The 19486-nt window shown below is 62.9% G+C and carries 18 protein-coding genes; all 18 read left to right on the top strand.

The genetic code is table 11. The annotated features are described in order from the left end of the window. Positions 1-9: 9 nt before the first annotated feature. The 18 genes from U0L91_RS02030 (at position 10) to U0L91_RS01945 (ending at position 19470) form a co-directional block, all read left to right on the top strand. A complete protein-coding gene (locus tag U0L91_RS02030) occupies positions 10-1293 on the top strand; it encodes a glycosyltransferase family 4 protein (protein WP_330044458.1) in 1284 nt (427 codons plus the stop codon). Next, positions 1290-2330, top strand: a complete 1041-nt coding sequence (locus tag U0L91_RS02025; protein ID WP_330044455.1) for a glycosyltransferase family 2 protein — start codon at positions 1290-1292, stop codon at positions 2328-2330. The genes U0L91_RS02030 and U0L91_RS02025 overlap by 4 nt, the downstream gene beginning before the upstream one ends. 18 nt (positions 2331-2348) lie before the next feature. Beyond that, on the top strand, positions 2349-3353 hold the full coding sequence (locus tag U0L91_RS02020) for a glycosyltransferase family 2 protein (protein WP_330044453.1): 1005 nt from the start codon (positions 2349-2351) through the stop codon (positions 3351-3353). 22 nt (positions 3354-3375) lie between these two features. Continuing rightward, complete coding sequence (locus tag U0L91_RS02015) at positions 3376-4362, top strand: glycosyltransferase family 2 protein (protein ID WP_330044451.1); 987 nt, start codon at positions 3376-3378, stop codon at positions 4360-4362. A gap of 30 nt (positions 4363-4392) precedes the next feature. Further along, entirely contained in the window at positions 4393-5637 is a 1245-nt protein-coding gene (locus U0L91_RS02010) for a glycosyltransferase family 4 protein (protein WP_330044449.1), read from the top strand. Further along, positions 5613-6680 (top strand): glycosyltransferase family 2 protein, encoded by a 1068-nt coding sequence (locus U0L91_RS02005; protein WP_330044447.1) that lies wholly within the window; start codon positions 5613-5615, stop codon positions 6678-6680. Before U0L91_RS02010 ends, U0L91_RS02005 begins: the two co-directional genes overlap by 25 nt. Positions 6681-6850: 170 nt before the next feature. Next, entirely contained in the window at positions 6851-7729 is an 879-nt protein-coding gene (locus U0L91_RS02000; protein ID WP_330044446.1) for an ABC transporter permease, read from the top strand. Between the two features lie 15 nt (positions 7730-7744). Next, positions 7745-9031, top strand: a complete 1287-nt coding sequence (locus tag U0L91_RS01995; RefSeq protein ID WP_330044444.1) for an ABC transporter ATP-binding protein — start codon at positions 7745-7747, stop codon at positions 9029-9031. After that, positions 9032-9982 carry a polysialyltransferase family glycosyltransferase gene (locus U0L91_RS01990; protein WP_330044442.1) on the top strand — a complete coding sequence of 317 codons (951 nt, stop codon included), beginning with the start codon at positions 9032-9034 and terminating at the stop codon, positions 9980-9982. After that, positions 9979-10716: a 3-deoxy-manno-octulosonate cytidylyltransferase gene (locus U0L91_RS01985; protein WP_330044440.1), complete on the top strand. Its 738-nt coding sequence runs from the start codon at positions 9979-9981 to the stop codon at positions 10714-10716. The genes U0L91_RS01990 and U0L91_RS01985 overlap by 4 nt, the downstream gene beginning before the upstream one ends. Positions 10717-10756: 40 nt before the next feature. After that, positions 10757-12331 (top strand): aldolase catalytic domain-containing protein, encoded by a 1575-nt coding sequence (locus U0L91_RS01980; RefSeq protein ID WP_330044437.1) that lies wholly within the window; start codon positions 10757-10759, stop codon positions 12329-12331. Between the two features lie 10 nt (positions 12332-12341). Beyond that, positions 12342-12845 (top strand): KdsC family phosphatase, encoded by a 504-nt coding sequence (locus U0L91_RS01975; RefSeq protein ID WP_330044435.1) that lies wholly within the window; start codon positions 12342-12344, stop codon positions 12843-12845. 28 nt (positions 12846-12873) lie between these two features. Then, entirely contained in the window at positions 12874-15516 is a 2643-nt protein-coding gene (locus U0L91_RS01970; RefSeq protein ID WP_330044434.1) for a DUF2142 domain-containing protein, read from the top strand. A 26-nt stretch (positions 15517-15542) separates the two neighbouring features. After that, a complete protein-coding gene (locus tag U0L91_RS01965; RefSeq protein WP_330044432.1) occupies positions 15543-16679 on the top strand; it encodes a glycosyltransferase family 4 protein in 1137 nt (378 codons plus the stop codon). Between the two features lie 22 nt (positions 16680-16701). Then, positions 16702-17421, top strand: coding sequence for a glycosyltransferase family 2 protein (locus U0L91_RS01960; RefSeq protein WP_330044430.1), 720 nt, complete (start codon positions 16702-16704; stop codon positions 17419-17421). A 3-nt stretch (positions 17422-17424) separates the two neighbouring features. After that, entirely contained in the window at positions 17425-17784 is a 360-nt protein-coding gene (locus tag U0L91_RS01955; protein WP_330044428.1) for a DUF2304 domain-containing protein, read from the top strand. Between the two features lie 58 nt (positions 17785-17842). Continuing rightward, a complete protein-coding gene (locus U0L91_RS01950) occupies positions 17843-18139 on the top strand; it encodes a hypothetical protein (RefSeq protein ID WP_330044427.1) in 297 nt (98 codons plus the stop codon). 98 nt (positions 18140-18237) lie between these two features. Beyond that, positions 18238-19470, top strand: coding sequence for a hypothetical protein (locus U0L91_RS01945; RefSeq protein WP_330044425.1), 1233 nt, complete (start codon positions 18238-18240; stop codon positions 19468-19470). Positions 19471-19486 lie beyond the last annotated feature (16 nt).

Below are 19486 nucleotides of genomic sequence, written 5' to 3'. Positions count from 1 at the left end.
GAGGATGTCATGAAGGTTCTGTGGCTGGTGAGCGTGACCATTCCCGCGGCTGCGGCAGCCTGCGGGCTGGATGCGCGGGAGATCGGCGGCGGATGGCTGACCGGTGCCATGCGGGGCATCCGCGAAGCACCGAACGCCCCTTCCCTGCTGCTCTGCAGTGTGGATGCCCGGGTGACCTGTCTGACGACCGGCAGCCGGGAGGGCGTACAGTATGCTCTGCTGCCTGACGGCAGTGCCGAGGGTTTTGCGGCGCTGCTGGCCGACCGGAAGCCGGACCTGGTGCACATCTGGGGGACCGAGTACCCCGCCGCCTCGGCGATGCTCAAAGCGGCGCGGCAGGCGGGAATTCCGGTGCTGGTGGGCATTCAGGGTGTCATGCGCGCCTGTGCCGAGCACCTCAATGACGGTGTACCGGCCAGATACCTGCACACCGGATGGCTGGAACACCGCATTGACCGCGTGGTGCCGGGCTGGCTGCCCGATGTGTGGCAGGCACGGTTTGATGACCTGGCCGCCCGGGAAGCCAATCTGCTGCGGCAGGCCGGGTATGTGACGGGGCGCACCGGTTTTGACCGGCAGGCCGTCGCCGCCCTGGCCCCCGCGGCCCGGTACTATCCCTGCAACGAGACGCTGCGGCCGGAGTTCTACCAGCCGCCGGTCTGGCATCCGCGTACCTTCGGCACCGCGCCGGTGCTGCTGCTCAGCCAGGGAAACTATCCTCTGAAAAACCTGCACACCCTGCTGCAGGCCATGCCGGCGGTGTTGGAGCGGTTTCCCGGCGCCGTGCTCCGGGTGGCGGGCTGGCCGCCGCTGGACAAGGGGCCGCTGCTGCGCCCTGTGATCCGCCGGATGTTCCCGTACCAGACCTACTGCCGCCGTCTGATCGACCGGCTGGGTCTGGCCGGTCATGTGCAATACACCGGCCCGCTGGACGCTGCCGCGATGCGGCAGGCCTATCTGGACGCCGACCTCTATCTGCTGACCTCCTTCACCGAGAACAGTCCCAACAGTCTCGGGGAGGCCATGCTGCTGGGGCTGCCCTGTGTGGCGAGCCGGGCCGGCGGCATTCCCGACATGATGCTGGACGGCAGCGAGGGCCTTGTATACGGCGAGGCCGGCGACGCCGAGGCGCTGGCCGCCGCCATCCTGCAGGTGCTCTCGGCACCCGACCACGGCGCGGAATTCGGGGAAGCGGCCCGGCGCCGGGCGCTTGTGACCCACGACCCGGCCAAGAACGCGGCCGATCTGCTGGCCATCTATGCCGAGATCCTGAACCGGGAGGAACCGTCATGAACACGACACTGCCGCCTGTCTCGGCGGTCATCCCCTGCTACAAGGCGCAGGACACGCTGCGGCGGGCGGTGACGAGTCTGCTGGACGGCGCACCGGACAACCTGCAGGTGCTGCTGGTGGAGGACGGAAGTCCCGACAAAACCGGTGCGCTGTGCGACGAGCTGGCAGCCGGGGACCCGCGCATCCGGGTCATCCATCGCCCCAACGGCGGGGCATCGGCTGCCCGCAACACCGGTCTGGATGCCGCCGCCGGAGACTGGGTGCTCTTTCTGGACGCCGACGACGAGCTGCTGCCCGGTCTGTGGCAGGCCCTGCCCGAAGCCCTGAAGAGCCGTCCGGCGCTGATTCTTTTCGGGATGACGCGGGCCAGCGGTCCGGCGCCCTGTCCGCTGGCGCCGGGCCGGTATGACAGCCCCGCAGCGCTCGGAGAGGCATTGGACCCGCTGCTGTTTGAGAGCGGTTATCTGGCGGCGCCGTACCCGAAACTGTTCCTGATGGAGCCGATCCGCCGCACAGGTCTGCGGTTTGACGAGACGCTGCAGATCAACGAGGATGTGCTGTTCAATCTGGAATTTTTGCAAATTTTACAATTTTCACAAATTTCCTCTGCCATTTATTGCCTGCCGGGTGTATACTATAGGCAGAATGATATGCTGGCGGGGAGTTTGTCCCGGCGGCTGCGGGGAGACCTGCTGGACGCCGAGGAGACCACCCGCCCTGCGCTGTGCCGTCTTGTGCAGGCGATGAACCTGCCGCCGGAGGAGCAGCGCCGTCTGACGGAAAAAAGCCGTGTGCGCGCCGCCCTGAACCAGTACGGACTGCTGACCGGCTGTCCGGGGCCCATGCCGCTGAGGCAGCGCCGCGAACTGTTCCGCCGCATTCTGGCCGACCCGGCCGCCCGTGCTGCGCTGCGCAGCCGTCTGGCGTGTGACCCCAACCGGCTGCTGGCACTGCCCTATCGTCTGGGCGTTGCCCTGCATCTGCCCGGCTGGCTGGCCGTCTATACCAAATTCAAAAACCGATTCTTGCCGAATTGATCGGGAAAGGATTTTTCCATGCCGAATCCCACCATCTCCATCATCACCACCGTCTATGATGCCAAGGACTATCTGCCCGGCACCGTGCGGAGCATTCTGGCGCAGACCTTCCGGGATTTTGAACTGCTGCTTGTGGAGGACGGAAGTCCCAACGGCTGCGGGGAACTGTGCGACGAACTGGCCAGGACCGATCCGCGCATCCGGGTGTTCCACAAACAGAACGGCGGACCGGCCTCGGCGCTCAACGTCGGACTGGAACACGCCCGGGGGGCATACATCGGCTTTGTGGATTCCGATGATCTGATCGAGCCGACGATGTTTGAAACGCTGCTGGGTGCAATCCGGGACAACGGTGTTCGCCTGGCAGCCTGCAATGCCGACGCCGTGGATGAGCACAATGCTCCGGTGCCCGGCGCGGGTGTACAGATCGAACCCACCGGCCGGCGGGATGCGATGGAGCTTTTGTTGGATACCTTCCGCACCGGCGGATTTTACGGGCTGCTGTGCTGGAACAAGCTGTTTGACATCCGCCTGTTCCGGGACAAGGGCGTCCGTTTTGACGAGAGCATGTTCTTCGGCGACGACGCCAGCGAACTGCACCGCGTTTATGACGGGGAACAGGTCTACTGCCTGCCCCTGACGCTGTACCATTACCGCCGCCGCAGCGGCCAGATGACCGAAGCGGTTTTTCCGCCCCGCAAGCTGGATGATCTGAAGATGTACTGGAACTGGCTGCGGTGGTTTTCCGACCGGCCGGAGCGCCGGGACTATTACCGCTGGGCCGTGGCCTGGTACTGGAAGGCCTTCTATCTGTTCTGGTGTCAGGCCGCCGAGGCCGGCAATCTGAAAGAACTGAAGGACCGGTTCCTGGCACACAAGAAGCATCTGGACTCGATATTGCCGGATATTCTGCGCTGTCCCTATGTGGCGCCGTTTGAAAAGATCCGCGCTGTGGCCTTCTGCGCCGCGCCGGACCTGACCTATCGGCTGGCCGCTGCACGGGGCCGGATGCAGAAACCGTGAGAAAAATGAGGGGGAAGTTTTGATGGAACATATCGCTGTGAGCGTGATTGTACCGATCTACAATACCGCGCCGTATCTGGAGGAGTGCATCCAGAGCATCCTGGATCAGGATTTCCCGGCCGAGAACGGTGCCATGGAAGTCCTGCTGGTGGATGACGGCTCCACGGACGGATGCGGCGAGATCTGTGACCGTTTTGCCAAGCGGGATGCCCGGGTCCGGGTCATCCATCAGGAGAATCAGGGGTTGTCCGGTGCGCGCAACACCGGCATTGACGCTGCGCGCGGTAAATATTACGCCTTTGTGGATTCCGACGACGTGGTCCGCCCGGCGTACCTGAAAAAGATGTTCGACGCCTGTGAGGCGCATGACGCCTACATGGCCATCTGTGCGGTCGAGGACGTGCAGGAAAACGGTCAGCCGCTGGACGAGCCCGCCTACACGCCGCCCACCGAAGTGGGTGTGTTTGTGGGCAAGGAGCTGCTGAACAACTTCTACACGCCCAACGGCACCTATTACACCGTGGCATGGAACAAGCTGTACCGCGCCGAGGTGTGGAAGCTGCTGCACTACCCCGAAGGGCGGCTGCACGAGGATGATTTTGTGGCGCACCGGCTGTTCTGGCGCTGCGACAAGGTTGTCTGCCTGCCCGATGTGCTGTACAATTACCGGCTGCGCAGCGGCAGCATCTGCCGCACCACGATGAAGCCCGCCGCCTTTGACGCGGTGGACGGTCTGGCCGACCGGTACCGCTTCTATGTGGAAAACGGCGCTGACCGCTCGGTCATTGATGCCGCCTACGCCGCCTGCTGGCGCCGGTATCTGTTCCTGTGCGCCAAGGTGCGCCAGAACCCCACCCATGAGATGGTCAAGGCCATCAGCAAAGAACAGTTCCTGATGCAGGGGCTGATCAGCTACCTGCCCAACTGCCGTCATATGAAGATGGGCGAAAAGCTTTCCGCCGCGCGCTGGTCCATGATGCCGGCCGAAAGTCTCTGCCCCGTAAAATAACGGCGGTTCTTCGATCAAAGAAAAGAAAGGGTGTCCGCCTTGCCGCTGCTCTCCTCCAATACGCCGCGTCTGCCGCGGGTCCTGCTGATCCCGCCGCCGGAACTTCCGGTGCCTGCCGTCCAGGGCGGTGCGGTGGAAACGCTGGTCTCCCATCTGATCCGGGAAAATGAGCGCGAAGGCAAACTGGACCTGCTGTGTGCGAGTATTCCCGACCCCCAGGCCGAGGAACTGGCTCAGGATTTCCGGCACACCAAGATGCTCTATGTGGCCAAGCCCCGGGGCGTGCGCCGCTACTGGCCGCTGGTGTTTCTTGAACGCTGTCTGGGCGTTGCGGCCCCGTATGATCCCTGGTATCAGAAAGTACAGCTTTCTCTCGCACTGGAACTGCCCCCGCCCGACCTGATTGTGGCGGAGGGCGGCACACTGACCCAGTGCAGTGCCATCAGCAAGATGTTCGGGCGGCGCCGGTGTCTGGCACACCTGCACGGGCTGACCAGCTGCGGGCATGAGATGGATCAGATTTACGGCGGTATTCTGGCGCTGAGCGAGTTCATCCGCGACGAGTATCTGCGGACCAGCGCCCTGGACCGCAAGCACGCCTATATCCTGCACAACTGTGTGGACACTTCCCACTTTGTACCGGGTCCCGCCGACCGGACGCTGCGCACCTCCCTGGGATTTTCCAAGGAGGATTTTGTGGTGCTCTTCTGCGGACGGCTGGAACCCGACAAGGGCATCCACAAACTGCTGGAGGCCATGGAGTCGGTGAGTGATCCCCGCATCAAGCTGCTCATTGTGGGCAGCCCGTTCTTCGGCCGCACCCAGCAGAGTCCCTTCCTGCGCAAGCTGGAATTGCAGGCGCAGGCACTGGGAGACCGCGTTCACTTTACCGGCTACGTTCCCAACGAATCCATGCCGGAATACTATCGTCTGGCCGATCTGGTCTGCGTGCCAACCCTGGTGGAGGAAGCCGCCGGTCTGGTAGCCGTCGAGGCCATGGCCTGCGGCCGTCCGGTACTGGCCACCCGCAGCGGCGGCATGCCGGAATATCTGGAAGGTAGCCAGGCCGTGCTGGTGGACCGCGAGGGTGATGTGTCCGGTCAGCTGAGCTGGGCCATCCGGATGCTCTTTGAACACCCCGAGCTCTGTTTCCAGATGGGAGAAGCGGGGGTCCGGACGGCACAGAAGTTTTCGACGGCCCGGTTCTACCGGGAGTTTGTCCGCATCGTCAATGATTTTGGAGGCAACCTATGGAGCAGCCCGCCGTCTGCGTGATCGTACCGGTTTACAATGCCGCTGCCACGTTGCCGCGCTGTGTGGAGAGCGTGCTGACCCAGACCGTCCAGGGCGGGCTGCGGCTGATCCTGGTTGACGACAACAGCCCCGACAACAGCGGCGCCATCTGTGACGAGTATGCCCGCCGGGATGCCCGCGTGACGGTGCTGCACCGCCGGGAAAGCGGCGTATCCAGTGCGCGCAACGCCGGCCTGGACGCCGCCTTCGGCCGGTATGTGGTGTTCTTGGACAGCGACGATGCCCTGCGGCCGCAGGCGTTGCAGACCGCCCTGCTTGCGCAGGAGGCCGATCCCGATGCCCTGATCGTCTGGAATTACACCACCGACGAAAAGGACACCGCCGCCGTGACCGCAGCCTGCCACACGGCGCAGCAGCCGGCGTTGGCACGGTTGTATCTGGACTGTCTGATCGCGATGCCCTGGAACAAGCTCTACCGCTGGGACTGGGCCAGACAGCTGCGCTTTGACGAAGCGTACACCCTTGGTGAAGATTTACAGTTTGTACTGGATTATCTGGCACTTTTAGGGCAAAAATGCCCGGATTTTCATTACACCGTGCTGGAGAGTCCGCTGACCTTTTACGACTGCAGCCGGACGGGAACCCTCTCGACACGGTATCATGCGGATTACTGTGAGATCTGGCCCAAGCACTTTGCCAGACTCAATGACGCCTGCGGCAAGGCCGGGTGCCCGGACAGCGACCTGCTGCCGCTGCACCGCGCCGAACTGCGCGTGTATGCCGAAGGCGTGGCGGACATTCTGCGCCGCGATCCGCTGCAGGCCGGTGGACTGCGCCGCGACAAGGCCCGCCGGGCGCTGTGCCATCCCTGGCTGACCGCGCTGCTGGACCGGATGCGTCGCGAGCGGTGTTACAGCCCCTACTACCTGCCCTGCCGCTGGCACAGTCTGCGGCTGCTGTGGATGCTCTCGGAATCGCAGCGAACCGGCAGTGCCTGGTTCGGCAAGCTGGACTGGGCGGGATATTATCTGCTGCTCGGCCGGATGCGCCGGGACGCACTGTGAAAAAACGGACGGTCCCTGTTTTCCGCCCTAAAGGCGGGGACGGGGACCGTTTTTCTGTCGGTATGGATGCCGCCAATGTTCCCGGCGAGAATTGCATTTTACCGCCAGACATGGTAGAATAGCACTGAATAATGCATAACTATACCGTATGACAACAGAAAGGGCTGTTTATGGCAGAACAACATGAAAATCGCGGCGCCGCCCCCCAGGGCTGGACAACCGTGATCCGGCCGCGCACCGGCTGGTTTGACATCAATCTGGAAGAGCTGTGGCGCTACCGCGACCTCATTGTCATGTTTGTCAAGCGGAACTTTACCGTCATGTACAAGCAGACCATCCTGGGACCGCTGTGGATCATCCTGAATCCCCTGATCACCACCGTCCTGTTCAATGTGGTGTTCGGCGGCATTGCGGGGCTTTCCACCGACGGCACGCCCTCCTTCCTGTTCTACATGGCGGGCAACACGGTATGGACCTTCTTCGCCTCCTGCATCAACAACACCGCCAACACCTTTGTGGCAAACTCCCAGGTGTTCGGCAAGGTGTATTTTCCGCGTCTGACCACCCCGATCAGCCAGGTGCTGACGAGTCTGATCAACTTCTTCATCCAGTTTGCGATGTTCGCGGTGTTCTGGCTGTACTATGCGCTGACCGGGGCCTCCATCTCGCTGACGCCCTGGGTGGCCGCGCTGCCGCTCGTCATTCTGGAAGTCATGCTGCTGGGTCTCGGCGTCGGCATCATCGTCTCGGCGCTGACCACCAAATACCGCGACCTGGCCATCGCCGTCAGCTTCGGCGTCCAGCTGTGGATGTATATTTCCCCGGTGGTCTATCCCCTGTCCAGTCTGGAAGAATCGCCCCGGCTGCAGGCCCTGATGCGTCTGAATCCCATGACCGCCCCCATTGAGGTGTTCCGCATGGCAACGCTGGGTACCGGTACCGTGGAAGTCGGCAACCTCGTGTACAGTCTGATCGTGACGGCCGCCGCCCTGGTGCTGGGCGTGGTGCTGTTCAGCCGGATTGAGAAAACCTTTATGGATACGGTGTAAGGAGGCGCACGAACCATGCAGAATCCGTCGGACGGGCGCATTCCCGTCATTCAGGTTTCGGGACTCAAGAAACAGTACAAGCTCGGCCAGATCGGCGGCGGCACGCTGACCCACGATCTGCAGAGCTGGTGGGCCCGGGTGCGCGGCAAGGAGGACCCCAACACCGTCATCGGCACGGATGCCCGGCTGTTCGGCAAGACCTTCATGGCCCTCAACGGCGTTGACCTGACGGTCTACCAGGGCGAGGCACTGGGCATCATCGGGCGCAACGGCGCCGGCAAGAGCACGCTGCTCAAGATCCTGTCCCGCATCACCGCCCCCACCGAGGGCGAGATCCGGCTGCGCGGCCGGGTGGCCTCGATGCTCGAGGTGGGCACCGGTTTCAACAACGAGATGACCGGCCGGGAAAACATCTATATGAACGGCGCCATTCTGGGCATGACCCGCGCCGAGGTGGATTCCAAGATCGACCAGATCATTGAATTCTCCGAGTGTGCGGATTTTATCGACACCCCCGTCAAGCGTTATTCCAGCGGCATGTTCGTCAAGCTGGCGTTTGCGGTGGCGGCCCATCTGGACAGCGAGATCATGGTCATGGACGAAGTGCTCGCCGTGGGCGACATGAAGTTCCAGCAGAAATGTCTGGGCAAGATGGGCGACATTGCCAATCAGGACGGACGCACCGTTCTGTATGTCAGCCACAACATGAGCACCATCCGCCAGCTCTGCACGCGCTGTGTCGTGCTGGACAAGGGCCGGGTGATTTTCGACGGGGATGTGGAAAAGGCCATCGCCGTCTATATGGAGACCACCGATGTCAATGTGGTGCACTATGATCTTGTGGATGTCTCCCGCATGAATTCCAGCGCCGGCAAACGGCTGCGTCTGGAGACGCTGGACTTTGTGGGCAAGGAATCCAGTGTCTTTGCCGACACCGAGAAAGTCCGCGTCCGCATTACCTGGCGGGTCTCGGAACCCTTTGCCGGGGTGCATCTCAAGCTGAACCTGCATTTCCGGGATTCCTCGCCGGTGGGCATCACCCATCCGGTCAGCCTGGGTGCCGCCGAGCCCGGACGGCTGTACACCACCGAATTTGAATTTGACCCGAGTCTTTTGGGCGAGGGACAGTATTTCTTCTATATTGATGTGTTTGACGGCGCACTGGCCCGGGCGACCTGTCTGGACAAGCCGGTGACCGAATTCGCCTTTGAAGTGACCTCCGGCGACCTTTCGATGCCGGAATGGGCGGCCGGATGGGGACGCATCCACTTCCCGCCCGTCAAAGTGCTGGAGAACGGATAAATGGATCTGTATATCTGCCATACGCTGTATCATGTTCTGATCGCGCTGATCCGTGCGCTGCGCAGCCGCCCGGCCCCTTCGGCGCTGGTGCTGAGCCAGACGGTCCCCGAGGCCGCCGCGCTGCGCCAGAAACTGCTGGACGCCTGTCCCGGACTGTGGGACAGCATCCGCATTGTGGACGAGACCGCACTGGACGCCCAGAATGCCGAGAGCATGCTGTACCGGCTGCGGCATCCCGGCCGCAAACCGGTGTTTTCCCTGCCGCGACAGGGCGTGCGGATCTACATCAGCAACGACTGGAGTGCCCTGGGCCGCTATCTGCAGCGGGAGCGCCGGGTTTACACCCTGTGCGAGGACACGCTGGGCGGTACGCTGGACCCCGACCAGCATCTGCTGGACCGGCAGCGCGCCGCCCCCGCGGGGCGGTACCGCTACTGGGGGGACAGCCCCTGCTGCTGCACCGTTGAGAGCGAAGATGCCAGCCGGTGCACGATCTTTCCGCCGGACAAGCTGGTCACCTTCTCCAAGGCGGAGCTGCTGGCCCATCTGTCCGAGGAGGAAAAGGGTGTGGTGCGGGCGGTCTTTCTGAGCGAACCGCTTCCCGAACACGCCGAGGGAGCCTGTCTGCTGCTGCCCCGCAGTTTTGTGCAGGACGGACTGATGGACCAGGCCGAGCAGGACGCCATCTTCCGGGCCGTGGCAGACCGGTATTGCGGCAAACCGCTGTTTATCAAGACGCATCCGCGGGATACCACGGATTACCATACGCTGTTTCCGGACGCTGTGATCCTGCCCCGCACAATGCCCAGTGAGGTGCTGAATTTCTGCCTGCCGTTCAAGTTCCGGCGGGCTGTGACGGTACAGAGCTGGGTGCTGCGCGGCTTTACCGCGGCGGAGGAAACAATCTTTGTAAGCCTGGATGAGGCAAAGGAATTGGTGAAACAGTCATGAAAATTTTAGGTGTGATTCCCGCACGCTATGCCAGCACCCGGATGCCCGGCAAACCGCTGGCCGATATCCTGGGCCGGCCGATGATCTGGTGGGTCTATCAGGAAGCCAAACGGTGCGCCCGGCTGGATGATGTGCTGATCGCCACCGACGACGATCGGATCGCCCGGGCTTGCGAGCAGTATGACATGAAATACTGCATGACCAGCCCTGACCACGATACCCCGACCGGACGGATCTGGGAGGTTTCGACCCGGAAAGAGGCGGACCTCTACCTGCAGATCATGGGCGACGAACCGCTGATCCAGGCGGCTGCCTTTGACCTGATTCTGCCCGGGGAACTGCCCGACGACCCGTACTATGTCGCCGTGCTGACCAACCGGATGGAACATCCGGCGGATGTGATCGACTTTTCCAATCAGAAAGTCGTGACCAACGCCGCACGGGAAATCCTGATGATCTCCCGCAGCCCCATCCCCTACCCCAAAGGAACCCTGGATTTTGAGTATGAGAAGGTGACGGGAATCCAGCTGTATTCCCGTCAGGCCCTGGCCTTTTATCATGAGACCCCCAAGTCCCTGCTGGAAAAGGCCGAGGAAAACGACATGATGCGCTTTGTGGAAAACGGCCACAAGGTCCACGCGATTCTGAGTCCCTACAAGACGGTCAGCGTGGACACCCCCAAGGATCTTGCTCTGGTCAGTGAGGTCCTGCGCAAGAAGAACCCTGCCGTCTGACGACGGGGCCAACCGGGATACAACCCGAACAGGAGGTACTATGGCAAACGTAAAGCTTCTGGACTGCACGCTGCGTGACGGCGGCTATGTGAACGACTGGAAATGGGGCCATTCCACGGCCCGGGATATTGTCTCGACGCTGACCCGCGCCGGCACCGATATTGTCGAAGTGGGATTTCTGCGCAATGTCGAGGCCTATGATCCCAACATCACCGTGTGCAACACCATTGAAGAACTGAACCGTCTGCTGCCCGAACATACCGGGCACACGATGTACAGCGGCATGGCCATGCGCTCCAACTACGACATCCGCAAGCTGAGCGCCTACGAAGGGCACGGCATCGAGATGATCCGCATCACCGCCCACGACTACGACATCCGGGAAGGCATGGATTTTGCACGGGAGGTCAAGGCCCGCGGCTACAAGCTCTCCATCAACCCGATCAACATCATGGGCTATTCCGACAAGGACCTGCTCTGGATCTTTGACCAGGTCAACGCCATTGAGCCGTATCAGTTCTCCATCGTGGACACCTTCGGCAGCATGCGGCGCCGGGACCTGGAACGCATCGTGAGTCTGGTCGATCACAACCTGGCCCCCGAAATCCGCGTGGGTCTGCACCTGCATGAGAACATGGCGCTGAGCTTCTGCCTGGCGCAGGAATTCCTGGACAAGCATCTGAATCGTGACACGACGGTGGATGCCAGTCTGATGGGCATGGGCCGGATTCCGGGCAATCTGCCGATCGAGCTGGTCGCCGACTATATGAATGAGACGCTGGGCTGCCATTACGACATTGACGAGCTGATGGACGCCATCCAGGATCACATCGCACCGCTCAAGGGGGAGACCGCCTGGGGCTACACCCCGGCCTATTTCCTGAGCGCCCGGTACAACCTGCACCGCAACTATGCCGAGCATTATCTGGGCAAGGGCGATCTGACCAACCGCGACATCAACCACATTCTGGCCGGCATTGACCGTGCCAAGGCCACAGTGTTTGACCGCGAGTACGCCGACCGGCTGTACCGGGACTATCAGAACCGTGCCATTGACGACCATGCGGCACTGGAGGAGCTGCGCCGCGCATTCGGCGGCAAGACCGTCCGGGTCCTGGCACCGGGTGCGAGCCTCGGCACCGAGGAGGGACAGGCAGCTGCGGCAGCCGCTGACGCCGACTGCACCGTTTCGGCCAACTTCTGCCCGGAGTTCTGCCGTCCGGATTACGTCTTTTTCACCAACAGCAAGCGGTTTGAAAAGCTGGATACCGCTTCCCTGCCCTGCCCGGCCATCCTGACCTCCAACCTCCGTCCGCTGCCGGACGGGGCCCTGGCTGTCGGGTATGACCGGCTGTCCGGCCCCGACGCGCAGGACAGCACCCTGGGCGGCAACAGCGTGCTGATGCTGCTGCGCCTGCTGCGTCTGTGCGGCGCGGCCAAGGTTCTGCTGGCCGGCGCGGACGGATACCGTCCCGGCGAGCGCGCCTACGCCGACGACCGGCTCCACACCCACACCGGACGCGGTGCGGCGTACAACACCGCCATGGCGGGTGCCATCCGCGCCTGCGGCATGCCGGTGGAATTCCTGACCCCCAGCGAATACGAGAAACTCTGAGGAACGACCGATGATTGAACTTCTGGTTTTGGATGTGGACGGTACCATGACGGACGGCGGCGTCTATTACGATGCCACCGGCAACGAACTGAAGAAATTTGCCATCAAGGACGGGGCCGGGCTGGTGATGGCCCATGCCGCCGGGCTCCGGGCGATGATCTGCACCGGCCGCAGCTGCGAGGCGGTGAACCGCCGGGCCGCCGACCTGGGCATTGAGGTGTTCCAGGGCGTCCGCGACAAGGCGGCTTTCCTGCGCCAGTATCTGGCAGAACACGGACTCAGCCGGGACCAGGTGGCTTACTGCGGCGATGACCTGAACGATCTGGCCGCGATGGCGCTGTGCGGATTTGTGACCTGTCCTGCCGATGCGGTGCAGGCTGTGCGCAGCCGGGCGGATTACATCTGCCCCCAGAAGGGCGGCGAGGGAGCCGTGCGCGGTGCCGTGGAGGAGATTCTGCGCCGGGACGGACGGCTGAAGGAGGCCGCCCTTGCCGCGTTCGGTGCCGTACTGTGATACCAACTGAGACTCCGGGAGGGTCCTTATGACCAAGACACAGCAATTTGCAAAGCGCCCGCTGCTGCCGGCCCTGATCGCCGCCGCGGTCTGTCTGATCGCGGTGGTGCTGGTCTGGGTGGCGGCGGTCCGGCCCAACGCCTCCAAAAGTCTGGCTGAGTATATCAGCGACGACTACACGCTGACGAGTGAGGCCATCCAGCCCGGGCAGAGCGCCGAGCAGACCTTCCAGACCGACAACGATCTGCTGGCGATGGCGTTCGTGTTCGGAACCGAGAACGGCCAGCCCGCCGGCGATCTGGAACTGGTCCTGTCCGATGCCGACACCGGCGAGGTTCTGGCCCGGTCCACCGGCGACATGGCCAACATTGTGGCCGGACAATACACCGGCATGGGGCTGGATGCGGCCGTGGCCGGCCAGGAAGGACGGCATTACCGTGTGACGCTGACCCCCCGCTACACCGGCGACGGGCGGCTGAGCATCGGCCAGAGCGACGGCGCCGTGCTGTGGAATGAGAGCTATACCGTCAACGGTCAGACCCTCGACGGCACAATGGCCCTGATGGTCACCTACCGGCAGATCGGCGGGTTCCTCTCGCGCTTCTTCCTGGCGGTGGGCGGACTTGCCTGCGTGGTGGTTTTCTTTGCCGTCTGGGCGGCCATCGGCAAAAAGATGGCGCTGCATCGCCTTGTCTTTGTGCTCGTTCTGTGTTTCGGCATGCTGTACAGCGTCGTGCTGCCCCCCTATGCCGCGCCGGACGAAAAATATCACATCAACCAGTCCTTCACGCTGGCCTGCCGCTGGGCAAACACGTTCAGCAGTGAGGACTGGCGGATGGGCAATGTGCCCCTGACGATGAGCTATCGCCGGGAACATGATTTTGACCCGCTGCTGCAGCAGGAGCGCACCACGGTGTTCAGCTGGCAGGAACTGAGTGACCAGTTCTTCACCGTGACCACCGACAGTTTTGACAGCCATGTGGCGCTGGAAGAGCTGCAGACCGACCGCAATCCGACTTTGTATCTGGTCAGTGCGGCCGCCGTCTTTGTGGGATTTGTGCTGCATCTGGGCTTTGTGCCGACGCTGATGCTGGGACGAACGGCCAATCTGCTGGTCTTCGCACTGCTCGCGGCGCTGGCCGTCAAGCGTGCACCTTTCGGCAAACGGGTATTCCTGACCGTTGCCCTGCTGCCGATGACACTGCATCTGGCAGCCAGCTTCAGCCGGGATTCGCTGCTGCTGGGCCTGAGCTTTGCTTTTACCGCCCTGTGTCTGCAGGCCATCTTCGGATGCCGGGACGGGCAGGTACTGCCGGTCTCGGTCTGGCTGCCGCTGGCCGTCTTCGGTGTGCTGCTGGCGCCGGCCAAGCTGGTCTATCTGCCGCTGGCTGCACTCTTCCTGCTGATTCCCGGTTCCCGGCTGGGCCACAGCGCCGTCAGCAAAAAGGCGGCCTATCTGCTGGCCTGTCTGCTGCTCGCCATGAGCGTCAACCGCGCGATGCTGACCAGCTCGGTGCTGGGCGGTTCCACCGCCGCCACCGAACCCGCCGCAGCCAGCGAGACCGCCGCCCAGGACACCGCGCCCGCCGAGGCACAGACAGTCGCTGCGCGTTTGGTCCATGCCGCCCCCGCTGCCGCGTCCGAGCCGGAAACGGCCGAGGCGGTTCCGGTGAGCGCTGATTTCTTCAACATGCCGGCGGAATACTATGAGAACACAGCATCCAATTTTGTGCGCCGTCTGTACTACTGTGCGGCCGGTGTGACCGAGATTCCCCAGAAGGAACTGGAATTCTGGGTCCAGGCTCTCCAGGAGGGCGATGTGACCGCCGCCGTGCTGGGACAGAGTTTCTTCTTCAGTCCCGAGGAAGTGGAGAACCCCACGCTGACCGATGAGGAATTCATGCGGGCCACCTCGCTGGTCTATCTGGACCGCGACCTCTATGAGGCCGACCCCGAAGGGTGCCGTGAACGGCTGGCCAAGAGCGACCGCCGGGATTTCTTCAAATCCATGTACGCGAGCGAGGAATGTGCCGAGCTGCTGGCGGCCTGCCAGATCTATCCCGGCATCGAGGATGACCGGTATCCGCTGGACCGCAACGACCTGATCGAAGAGATTGAGGCCGCCCGGGCTGTCCGGGCCAGCCAGAGCACCCCCAGTGCCGAGGACCAGACCTGCTACACGCCGGGCTATGTGCTGACCCATCTGCCCCAGACTTTCCTGCTGGTGGTGCGCAGTGTCCTGCAGGATGCCGATGACTGGGTCCGCGGCCTTGTGGGCGGAAGTCTGAGCTACAATTCGCTGGACCTGTCCTGGATCTGGGTCATTGCCCTGTATCTGATGCTGTTCTATGCCGCCATTCCGGCCCAGGACGTGGAGGCGCCCGGCCTGCCGCAGGGGCGGTACCGTCTGTGGTGCGGTGCGGCGGTTCTCTGCTGCGGGGCGCTGGCGCTGGCCGGCTGCATCGTCTGGACCCCCACCTACTATGAAACCGTATACGGCTTCCAGGGGCGGTATCTGCTCCCGGTCCTGCCGCTTCTGCTGCTGACCTGCCTGCCCCGCCGGCTCAAGACGGTCAGCGGGGAAAACGCCGCCATGGAACTGGTCTGCGCGCTGAGCGTCCTCAATGCCGGCGTGCTGGTCAATGCCATGCTGGCCATCATTGCCCGCTGAGCGCTGCGGAGGCTGAGAGTTTGCCTATGACGATCTGTTTTTTCTCGGCGCAGTACCTGCCCACGATGGGCGGTGTGGAGCGCTATACCTGGAACCTGGCAAAGCGGGCCGTCGCGGCCGGGCACCGGGCACTGGTGGTGACCAGCGCGCTGCCCGGTCTGCCGGAGCGGGAGACGGACGCCGACGGCATCGAGATTTTCCGTCTGCCGGTCTGGCCCGTCATGAAGGGTCGGTTTCCCGTTCCCCGCCCCGGGCGCCGGTTTGTCCGGCTCAGTCGGGCGATCTGGGATCAGCACCCGGATTTCTGTGTGATTCAGACCCGGATGTACCTGCAAAGTGTCTGGGCGGCCCGGGCCGCGCGGCGGCGCGGGATTCCAGGGCTGGTGATTGACCATTCCACCGGCTATATGCCGATGGGCGGCGGTGTGACCGGGGCGGCCGGGCGTCTGTATGAGCATACGGCCTGCCGTCTGGTGCGGAAATGCGGGTTTCCCTTTTATGGGGTGTCCCGGGCGGTCTGCCGCTGGCTGACCACCTTCGGCATCACGGCGGCCGGCACGCTGCCCAACGCCGTGGACCCCGAAGAGCTGCGCGCCGAGGCGGACACAGCGCCTGCCGTGGACTGGCATACCCGGCTGGGAGCCCGGAAACTGGTGCTCTTTGCCGGGCGTCTGATTCCCGAAAAAGGGGCCGGGCTGCTGGCCGAAGCCGTGGCCTCGCTGCCCGGCGTGGTCCTGGCAGCGGCCGGGACCGGGCCCGAGGAGGAAGCACTGCGTGCCCGGGGGGTCCGGGTGCTGGGTGCCCTGCCCCACCGGGAGCTGATCGGGCTGATGCGGCAGGCGGACGTCTACTGTCTGCCCACCCGGTACGCCGAAGGATTTCCCACGACGCTGCTGGAAGCCGCGGCCTGCCGGTGTCCCATCGTATGCACTGCGACAGCCGGCACCGAGGAGCTGCTGCCCGGGCCGGAGTACGGCGTGGTGCTGCCCGGGGCGCCGAAGGATGTGACGGCACAGACGCTCCGGGCCGGGATCTGCCGGCTGCTGGACGACCCGCAGGGAGCACAGCAGTGCGCCGATGCCGCTTACCGCCGCCTGTGCGGACACTTTACATGGGATGCGGTATTTGCTAAAATAATGGAGATCATAAAGGAAAACGGCTGAGTGGAGCCGTCAGGAGTTGCCAATGTCTAAACTGCTCATTGTGATTCCCGCCTACAACGAGGAAGCCAACATTATCCGGGTCGTACAGAACCTGATTGACAAATATCCGCAGTATGACTATGTGGTCGTCAATGACGGCAGTCGGGACAAGACCGCCGCCCTTTGCCGGGAACATGGATTCCGGCTGATTGACCTGCCGGTGAATCTGGGTCTGGCGGGCGCCTTCCAGACCGGGCTGCGCTATGCGGCGGAAAACGGGTATGACTGCGCCATGCAGCTGGATGCCGACGGTCAGCACCGGCCCGAGTATATCCCGGCCATGCTGGCCGAACTGGAGGACGGCGCCGATATTGTGATCGGCAGCCGCTTTCTGACGGTGAAGAAGCCCAAAAGTCTGCGGATGCTGGGCAGCTACATCATCAGCTGGGCCATCCGTCTGACCACCCATCGCGCCATCTGCGACCCCACCTCGGGGATGCGGATGTTCAACCGTGCGATGGTGGAGGAGTTTGCCCAGAATCTGAACTACGGGCCGGAACCCGACACGATCAGCTATCTGATCAAGAACGGGGCCGTGGTCCGGGAAGTCCAGGTCACCATGGGGGAGCGTGTTGCCGGGCAGAGCTATCTGACGATCTGGCGCAGCGCCGAGTATATGGTCAAGATGGCCATCTCGATCTTGCTGATCCAGTGGTTCCGCAAGCGGGACACCGAAACCCCTTACCCCGAAAGGAGCCTGTAATCCATGCTCGATCAGCCTATCATCCGCGTCTGCCTGGTTCTGGGCAGCCTGATTACCGCCTTTTACATTCTGCGCCGCGTGCGTCTTGCCAAGGTCCAGATTGAGGATACCATCTTCTGGCTGCTGTTCAGCGCCATCCTGCTGATTCTGGCCATCTTCCCCGGCATCGCCTACGAGGCGGCTTTTCTGCTGGGATTCCAGAGCCCGATCAACTTTGTCTACATCGTCATCATTTTCCTGCTGCTGGCCAAGCAGTTCTTCATGTCCATCCGGCTGAGCCAGCTGGACAGCAAACTGCGGATTCTGACCCAGCGGGTGGCGCTCAATGAGGAAAAGGTCGAGCGGGAAAAATTAGATTTGTAATCCCTTTGCCCCCATGTTATAATACTAATGTGAATGAATCCGAAAGAAGGTTTGACCGATGGCTTTTACTCCGAAACTCACGTATAAAGGGCGGCCTCTCGTGCGCTGCGGCAACGATATTTACTATGGTTCGATGACGGACCCGTATGTGGTTTATCTGCAGGTTCTGACCACCAAGAAGGAAAACGGTGCGGATGTTGCAGACAAGGTCCATATTGTGCTGCTCTCCACCGATGAAACCAAATCGCTGCCGGAGCGCGTGGTGCGCCAGGCCAACAAATCCGGCGGGCTGTTCAATGCGCTGTCCTTCGGGGACATCATGCTCCGCAGCCAGATGAAAAACGAAAAGAAGTAACCGTTCTGTTTGACGGCCCGGTAGTTTCGGCAAAAGGGGTCTTGACCGCCTGCGTTGCCGCTTCCGGGCCGATTTTTTATCAAAGGATGTGTAGACTGATGCCCTCCTCTCACCGTTTCCGTGACCATGCAGCCGCCCTGGCCACCGTCCTGTGCTGGTATGCCCTGGCGCTGCTGCTCTTTCATTCGCTGGCGGGCGGCACACTGCTGGACCCCAACCCCTACGACAGCTACACCCTTCAGGCGCAGAACTGGCTGGCCGGACGCAACTACATTGCCGACGGGGAATCCTATTCCTGGCTGGAGCTGGCCATCTACAACGGCCGCTACTATCAGTCCTTTCCGCCGGTCCCGGCTGTTCTGCTGCTGCCCTGGGCGGCGGCGTTCGGCAGCGCGGTGCCCAGCAATCTGTTCATTGCGCTGTGGGGGCTGCTGGCGGCCGCCGGCGTGTACGCCTGCTTCTGGAAGCGCGGTGCCGAGCCGTCCCGGGCGGCCTTCTTTGCGCTGTTCTGTCTGATGGGGTCCAACCTGTTCTGGCTCTCGACGAGCGGCGGGGTCTGGTTCCTTGCCCAGGTCTGCGGCTTTGCCCTGGCGGTCTGGGGCATCTTCTGGGCGCTGTGCGGCAGCGCCTGGGGGCAGGCGCTGGCCGGGCTGTGTCTGGCTGCGGCGGTCGGATGCCGGCCTTTCTACGCCGTACTGCTGGCGCTGTGGGGCTGTTCCCTGCTGCTGCGGGCATACCGCGGCCGGGTCCCGCGGCGCTGGCTGGCTGCGGCGGCGGTGCCGGTGGCGCTGGTGGCCGCGGCCATGATGGCCTACAACGCTGTGCGGTTCGGGTCGGTGCTAGAATTCGGTCACAACTATCTGCCGGAGTTCCAGCGCGAGGAAACCGGTCAGTTCAATCTGGAATACCTGCTGCCCAATCTGCTGCAGCTGCTTCGTCCCGTCACGCTGGACAGCCGGCTGCAGCTCCACTTTGAAGTCTTCAACGGGTTTCTGTTCTTTGTGGCCAACCCGCTGTTCCTGTACTGGTTCTGCTCCGGGGTGGCGCAGCGCCGGCATCCGCTGCCTGCGGCGCAGGACGCTCCCCTGCCCCGCAACGGTCTGCTGCTGGCAGGCTGCTGTCTGGCCGTGACGCTGATGACCTGCATGCACCGCACGCTGGGCGGCTGGCAGTTCGGAGCCCGCTATCTGGTGGATCTCTTCCCTCTGATCCTGCTGTGGTATCTGGGGCGGGAACCGTCCGGGCGGCGGCCGGGAACCGGCGGCTGGGCCCTGTGCGGAATGGCCATGCTGTTCAACCTGTACGGCGCCGTCTATATGCTGAATGCCTGAAAAAAAAGCGCATCGC

This window comes from Gemmiger sp. (assembly GCF_036306485.1).
Lineage (GTDB): Bacteria > Bacillota > Clostridia > Oscillospirales > Ruminococcaceae > Gemmiger.
Note: the sequence above shows the minus strand (reverse complement) of the source record. Positions and strands in the feature narration are given on the sequence as shown.